This is a genomic window from Flavobacterium sp., assembly GCF_046155325.1.
Classification (GTDB): Bacteria; Bacteroidota; Bacteroidia; order Flavobacteriales; family Flavobacteriaceae; genus Flavobacterium.
Map to the genome: position 1 here is coordinate 1 of NZ_JBJXDQ010000119.1, position 5,240 is coordinate 5,240.

7 protein-coding genes and 1 pseudogene are annotated in these 5,240 nt (G+C 31.9%); 3 read left to right on the top strand and 5 right to left on the bottom strand.

Annotated features, from left to right (window positions below; translation table 11 throughout):
* The coding region (locus ACKVOD_RS08230) for a BT_3928 family protein (protein WP_409208992.1) at window positions 1-655 on the bottom strand (655 nt) is incomplete at its 3' end.
* A gap of 7 nt (window positions 656-662) precedes the next feature.
* Window positions 663-1,205 (bottom strand): DUF1599 domain-containing protein, encoded by a 543-nt coding sequence (locus ACKVOD_RS08235; RefSeq protein ID WP_409208993.1) that lies wholly within the window; start codon window positions 1,203-1,205, stop codon window positions 663-665.
* Between the two features lie 89 nt (window positions 1,206-1,294).
* Between ACKVOD_RS08235 and folP the strand changes: the two genes are divergently transcribed.
* Window positions 1,295-2,134, top strand: coding sequence for a dihydropteroate synthase (folP, locus tag ACKVOD_RS08240; protein WP_409208994.1), 840 nt, complete (start codon window positions 1,295-1,297; stop codon window positions 2,132-2,134).
* Between the two features lie 166 nt (window positions 2,135-2,300).
* Here the strand turns inward: folP and rlmH are convergent, their stop codons facing one another.
* Together rlmH and ACKVOD_RS08250 are read right to left on the bottom strand one after the other, a co-directional pair.
* Window positions 2,301-2,774 (bottom strand): 23S rRNA (pseudouridine(1915)-N(3))-methyltransferase RlmH, encoded by a 474-nt coding sequence (gene rlmH / locus ACKVOD_RS08245; RefSeq protein WP_409208995.1) that lies wholly within the window; start codon window positions 2,772-2,774, stop codon window positions 2,301-2,303.
* 11 nt (window positions 2,775-2,785) lie between these two features.
* Window positions 2,786-2,992: a GldL-related protein gene (locus ACKVOD_RS08250; protein WP_409208996.1), complete on the bottom strand. Its 207-nt coding sequence runs from the start codon at window positions 2,990-2,992 to the stop codon at window positions 2,786-2,788.
* 169 nt (window positions 2,993-3,161) lie between these two features.
* On the opposite strand from ACKVOD_RS08250, the gene ACKVOD_RS08255 reads away from it, so the two are divergent.
* Window positions 3,162-4,187 (top strand): quinone-dependent dihydroorotate dehydrogenase, encoded by a 1,026-nt coding sequence (locus tag ACKVOD_RS08255; RefSeq protein WP_409208997.1) that lies wholly within the window; start codon window positions 3,162-3,164, stop codon window positions 4,185-4,187.
* Here ACKVOD_RS08255 and ACKVOD_RS08260 read toward each other — a convergent pair.
* Window positions 4,167-4,376, bottom strand: a pseudogene (locus tag ACKVOD_RS08260) (DUF3307 domain-containing protein); the annotation flags it as partial. The gene ACKVOD_RS08255 and the pseudogene ACKVOD_RS08260 sit on opposite strands and share 21 nt — an antisense overlap.
* A gap of 142 nt (window positions 4,377-4,518) precedes the next feature.
* Between ACKVOD_RS08260 and ACKVOD_RS08265 the strand changes: the two are divergent.
* A partial coding sequence (locus tag ACKVOD_RS08265) for a hydroxymethylglutaryl-CoA lyase (RefSeq protein WP_409208998.1) occupies window positions 4,519-5,240 on the top strand: 722 nt, incomplete at its 3' end.

Consider the following 5,240-nt stretch of genomic DNA (forward strand, 5'->3'; position numbering starts at 1 on the left):
CGGAAAATTCTTTTGCAACACCATTTACATTATAAATAAAAATCATTTCTACTACTGATTTTGGTGCTCCATCAGGAATTTCCATCCCTTTTTGAATGTTTGTTCCTATTTTGTATGGTCTAAAATCTATAATCGGTAAATGATTTAGAACCCAATATCCCATAAAACCGCATAAAACAAAGCTCATTAATGCTAAAAACGACATTATACTTTTTGAAAATAATGGTTTTACAAGTTTTTGATTTAAAAACAAAATTACTATAAAAAATAATAAAACGATATCCTTAGTAAAAGATTGCCAAGGCGTTAAGTGTAAAGCATCACCAAAACAGCCACAGTCTTTTACGACATCAAAATAAGCAGAGTAAAAAGTTAGAAAACTAAAAAAGACTACTAAAAACAGTAAACTAAAAACAGTGTTTTTTGAGTGGTATCCTAAAAGTAACATAACGCCTAAAACCACTTCAAGAATTACTAGAAATAAGGCTATCGCTAATGAAAATGGCACTAAAAAAGGCAAATTAAAAACGGGTTCACCAAAATATTCAGCCAATTTATAGGAAAATCCTAGAGGATCGTTGAGTTTAATTAACCCAGAAATGATAAATAATATTCCGACGAAAAGTCTTGAAAATTGGGTGATAAAGTTTTTCATACTATGTTTATTTTTTTAAATCAATTAAAATTAAAGCAAAAACAGCATAATTAATCATATCTTGATAATTGGCATCAATGCCTTCAGAAACTATGGTTTTTCCTTTGTTATCTTCAATTTGTTTTACCCGAAGTAACTTTTGTAAAATCAAATCAGTTAAGGAACTCACTCGCATGTCGCGCCAAGCTTCGCCATAATCATGATTTTTATTTTCCATTAATTCCTTAGTAAGTTTGATTTTAGCGTCGTATAATTCGATGGCTTTGTCGGATGATAAATCAGGTTGATCCACAACGCCAAGTTCTAATTGAATTAACGCCATAATCGAATAGTTTATTATTCCGATGAATTCTCCGCGTTCATCCTCATTTACTTTTCGAACCTCATTTTCTTGTAAACAACGTATTCTTTGCGCTTTAATAAAGATCTGATCGGTAAGAGAGGGTAGCCTTAAGATGCGCCAAGCACTGCCATAATCGTTCATTTTATTGATAAATAGCGAGCGGCAAATTGCAATTACACTATCATATTGCTGAGAAGTACTATTCATTTATTGGTGTATATTTGTATAATTTTTTCCAAAAATAAGGAATATTTATTGGATGGTAAAATGATCATTAACGAATTTAAGATTTTGAAATGACAATACGCTGTAAAGGACAACTTATTGATTTAGCTACTCCCAAAGTTATGGGGATTTTGAACATTACACCCAACTCTTTTTTTGATGGAGGTAAATACTATCCTGAAGTTTCGGGAGAAAGTGAAGTTTTGTCACAAGTCGAAAAAATGCTTACTGATGGTGCTACTTTTATTGATGTCGGAGCCTATTCCAGCAAACCTAGTGCCGAGTTCGTTTCAGAGGCTGATGAATTGAATCGTATTATTCCTGTTGTGAAATCAATACGTAAACATTTTCCAAATGCTTTACTTTCGATAGACACTTTTAGAAGCCATATAGCCAAAGTTTGTATCGATAATGGAGCTGCAATGATAAATGATATTTCGGCAGGAAATTCAGATGATAAAATGCTAAAAACTATTGCAGAATATAAGGTTCCTTACATTATGATGCACATGCGTGGAACACCACAAACGATGCAAAAGATGACTAATTATGAGAATATTGTCAAAGAAATATTGTTTTATTTTTCCAAAAAAATTGCTCATGCCCGAAGTTACGGCATTGATGATTTAATAATTGATCCAGGTTTTGGCTTTGCCAAAACACTAGACCAGAATTACGAGATTTTGCAAAAATTAGAATTGTTTGAAATAACTGATTTACCGTTGTTAGTTGGCTTTTCAAGAAAATCAATGATTTATAAAACCTTAGATTCTAATGCTGAAAGTGCTTTAAATGGGACTACAGTTTTGAATACCATTGCATTGACTAAAGGAGCTAAAATATTGAGAGTCCATGATGTGAAAGAAGCTGTAGAATGTGTTTCATTATTTAATAAAATAAAAATTCAATAATTAATTACCATTTTAGTTTTAAAAATACGACAATAAATTGAAATATCAGGCTGAGCTTGTCGAAATCCAATCAACCCTTATATAAGCTTATGATGCAAGCCAAAGTAGATTTGCTTTTTCGAATCGCAATGACTGAAATCTGAAATCTGCAATCTACAATCTAAAATTATTGATGATGATAAGGCTCATTTTTTAGAATAGTAAAAGCTCTATAAAGCTGTTCTATGAAAAATAACCGAACCATTTGATGCGAAAACGTCATTAGTGAAAGCGATATTTTAGCATTTGCGTGATTATAAACCGTTTCCGAAAAACCATAAGGACCGCCAATTACAAACACTAAAGTTTTTACTCCAGAATTCATTTTTTTTTGCAATTCATCCGAAAAACCCATACTTGAAAAAGTCTTTCCGTTTTCGTCCAACAAGATGAGTTGGTCTGTAGCTGTTATTTTTGATAGAATTAATTCCCCTTCTTTTTCTTTTTGTTGACTTTCAGATAGGTTTTTTACGTTTTTTATATCGGAAATAATCTCTAGGTCAAATTTGATGTAAAATGACAATCTTTTATGATACTCCTCTATTAAGCATTGCAGATTTTTATTGTCGGTTTTGCCAATGGCGATGAGTTTAATGTTCATTAGATTTAAATTTAACTATCTAAAAATGTATCCGATTTTTTATTCTTTTTAATTAATTTTAATACTAATAAAATTCCAGCTACTGCCTCAAAAGTCATTCCAATAATTAAAAATAAACTAGTCCAATCTTTGCGTTCATTAGTGATTTTGAATAAGACACCGATAATTACAAGTGCACTACCAATTAAAAATAAAACTAGAATTTGAATGTTTTTCATAAATAGTTTGGAATAAAATAACAATAAGTATATCTGTGCAAATGTAATTAAAATTCGCAATTTTAAAATTTTGATTTTCAGCTTTCATCATTTAAAAGAGTAAAAAAAATCGCTAAACATTTCGATATCGACTAGATAGTTCTACTTTTGCACTATCAATATAAATTCAATGTATAAACTAATTATTCGCCCAATACTTTTTTTGTTTGATCCAGAAAAAGTGCATTATTTTACTTTTTCACTGATTCGTTTTCTTTCTAAAATACCTGGTTTTCCAGCACTTTTTCAATCAATATATGGTATAAATGACCCGAGATTAGAAACGGAAGTTTTTGGACTTAAATTTAAAAACCCTGTAGGGCTTGCAGCTGGTTTTGATAAGGATGCCGTTTTGTACAAAGAACTATCTAATTTTGGTTTTGGCTTTATCGAAATAGGAACTTTAACTCCAAAAGGACAAGCTGGAAATCCAAAAAAGCGATTGTTTCGTTTGAAAGAAGATCAAGCTATTATTAATCGAATGGGTTTTAATAATGGTGGCGTTCAAGAAGCAGTTGAACGTTTAAAAAAGAATACTAATGTATTAATAGGAGGTAATATTGGTAAAAACAAAGCAACTCCTAACGATAGTGCTGTCGATGATTATCTCATTTGTTTTGATGCCTTATATGATTATGTTGATTATTTTGTAGTCAATGTGAGTTCTCCCAATACTCCGAATTTGAGAGAATTACAGGAAAAAGAGCCCTTGACACAATTGTTACAAACGCTTCAAAATAAAAATAGTACGAAAACAAAACAAAAACCGATACTATTAAAAATTGCTCCTGATTTGACCGATACCCAATTATTAGACATCATTGATATTGTAAAAGAAACTAAAATTTCGGGAGTAATTGCAACTAATACCACCATTTTGAGAGAGGGATTGCAATCTGAAAATAAGGTAGAAACAGGTGGGATGTCAGGAAAACCGTTATCCAAAAGATCAACTGAAGTTATCCGTTTTCTGTCTGAAAAAAGTAATAATGCATTTCCTATTATTGGAGTAGGAGGTATTCATTCGCCAGATGATGCCATTGAAAAATTAGAAGCTGGAGCGAGTTTAGTACAGCTTTATACTGGCTTTATTTACGAAGGTCCTGCTTTGGTAAAGGCTATCAACAAGAAAATTTTAGAGAAAATTTTGAACTAAAATACTAGTAATCAAAGCTATTCCGAAACTTAGCAGCGTTCCTATAAGTACATATTCAGTTAATTTTCTGTCTTTTGCTTCTTTCAAATCCCCGAAGCGAAAGATTTATTTTGCAGCCAATAAAAATCCAATGGCTTCGAAATGTCCTGTGAGTATAAAGGAAAAAGCGTAATAATTTAAAATATTACCAAAAAGCGTAATATTTTAATTTCTTAAATAAATTAAATAATGTATTTACTACGAAAAATACTTTTTAAAAAGACAATCAACAAGAAAATTTTAGAGAAACTTTAAATGTTTACATTTTAAAGTTTCTTACATTTGATTCCTTATGGAAACAATCAAGATCATAGAATGTCCAAGGGATGCCATGCAAGGAATAAAGGCATTTATTCCTACCGATAGAAAAGTGGCTTACATCCAGTCCTTGCTTCGGGTGGGTTTTGATACCATCGATTTTGGTAGTTTTGTTTCGCCTAAAACGATACCTCAAATGCGAGATACGGCGGCTGTTTTGGCACAATTAGATCTTTCTAAAACACAAAGTAAATTATTGGCTATCATTGCCAATACGCAAGGTGCAATTGACGCTTCGAAACTCCAACCCATTCACTATTTAGGATTCCCGTTTTCGATTTCAGAGAATTTTCAAATGCGGAATACGCACAAAACTATAGCCGAATCTTTAACCACTCTAGCCGATATTCTTGAGATTTCAGATAAAAGTAACAAAGAAGTTGTAGTCTATCTTTCGATGGGATTTGGTAATCCATACGGTGATCCTTGGAATATTGATATTGTAAGCGAGTGGACAGAAAAACTTTCCAAAATGGGGGTTAAAATACTTTCGCTTTCTGATACAATAGGGAGTTCAACACCAGAAGCGATAAAGTATTTATATACTAATTTGATTCCAAAATACCCCAAGATTGAATTTGGTGCCCATTTACATTCTACTCCAGACAAATGGTTCGAAAAAGTAGACGCAGCCTATAATTCAGGATGCCGACGTTTTGATGGCGCTATTCAAGGTTTTGGAGGTTGCCCGATGGC